Here is a 1,735-nt window from a genome sequence, read left to right on the forward strand (position 1 = left end):
GCGGCGCCGCAGGCGGCAGCACCATCGGGGGAGCTTCAGCGCGTGCGGCGGGCGCTGCCCGGACCGGAAAGGAACGCGGCGGCGGGAGCGCTGGCAGCCCTCCGGTCGGGATTGTCTGGGACCCCGCGGACCCCGCGGGCCGGACACCGAGCGGATGTGATGGGCTCGGCGCTACCGGCCGCTCACCGGGGGGCAGCGGGGGCATCGGGGGCCTGGGCCGTGGGGCCGTGAGTGGCGCGCGTGGCGGTGGCGGAGGTGGGGGAGGTAGCGGTGGGATGGGCGGTACCGCTGGATGTCTGCGACCGTCGGGCGCTCGACGAGACACGGCCGGCAGCTCGGGGACCGGCGGGCTCACCCGCGGCGGAATGTCTGGAACCCACGGGACGGGCGCCGGTACTCCTCCCTGAGCAGGAGCAGGAGCCAGCGCGGCGGCTGCTGAATCCCGGACCGTAAACCTGACCATCTCGGTGCCCGGCCGACCCGCACCCAGCGCGTTCGTCGCAGAGATCCACGCCTGGGTCTGGCCCGAGGCGTCCGTCTGGCCCGGACCCGCTGGCAGCGCGGGTGGCGTGGGGCTTCGGGTTGTCCAGGTCGCTGGATCGGCGTCGGTCCCCCGGAACATCTCAACGATGGCCGAGTACTCGTCCGCCGGCAGCGTCAGAGCGTTGACGTCGAACCCGAGAACGCCGAGGGACAGCCTGCCATCGGTGCTGACCGTGAAGCGCCAGCGGGCAGCACCTGTGTCGCCCACTGTGATCACGCCAACGCCCCGGGTGCGTCCTGTGGCGAGGACCGACAGCCGCGCGACCTCGTCGTCGGATGGAGGCGCAGCGAGCACCAGCAGGTCCGGCGCCCACAGCGCCTGGGTCCGCGCAGCCTGCCGGCCTCGCAGCGCAGCGCCGAAGGTGGTGTTCGGATCGTTCTCATCGCCGGCCGTGGTGGCGCGTCGTGACTCACGATCAGTTAGTTCGTTCAGAACCTCGCCGAGGCTGGTACCGGTCCGCAACCGGTTCGGGGCGATCGGCGTGGGGTCGCCGGGAAAACCGATCATGTGGACGCGCAGCTCATCCGACCACAGGTTCGTGGCAAGTTCCACCGCGATGGACACGGCTACCTCGCGGGCCACGGCCACATCCCCGCCCAGGCTGATGATTCCCGGGGCACCCTCGACGTCTACGAGAATCTGGGAGCCATGGTCATCTGTGCCGACCGTGGCAAGGCCCGGGTACGGGGCGGGTGTGCTCGCCGGAATCCCGGCACCGACACCGGTGGGCAGGCCGTCGGGTGTGTCGGCGATCCGGTCGATGAGCCAGTGACCCGGCGCCTGGCCAACCCGCCATGGTGCCGGCGGCTCGTCGACTTCGGCTGGCGCGATGTGAAGCAGCAGGGTGGAGTCGGTGAGAGTCGCCGCGTAGACCGACGGCAGGGTGCGGCCGGCCGTGGTCAGCTTCGCGGAAAGTACCCGTAACGCCTGGTCGACAAACCGGGCCGCCCCGACATCTGCGGCAAGGCGGAGGGCGGTCTCGATGTTCTCGATCGGATCATCCGTGCTGGCCCTTGTTCGCCGCCCGGCCAGGGCCACCACCACTCCCGCCGCCAGCAGCGCGGACCCGGCGACGCCCCGCAAGGGCGTGACGGCACTCGCGGCAGCGATGATCGCGGCATCGACGTTCGTGGCCGCCGCCATGACGCCGTCCCCGACCGGCCGGTCACCGGCCGTGCCACGAGCCTCAGG

The 1,735-nt window shown here is 71.9% G+C and carries 1 pseudogene; it reads right to left on the reverse strand.

Annotation, left to right across the window (positions count from 1 at the left end):
- A pseudogene (locus U9980_RS13070) lies at positions 1–1,687 on the reverse strand (peptidoglycan-binding protein LysM); the annotation flags it as partial.
- Positions 1,688–1,735: the final 48 nt, after the last annotated feature.

The organism is Protofrankia sp. Cr1 (genome assembly GCF_963555865.1).
Taxonomy (GTDB): domain Bacteria; phylum Actinomycetota; class Actinomycetes; order Frankiales; family Frankiaceae; genus Protofrankia.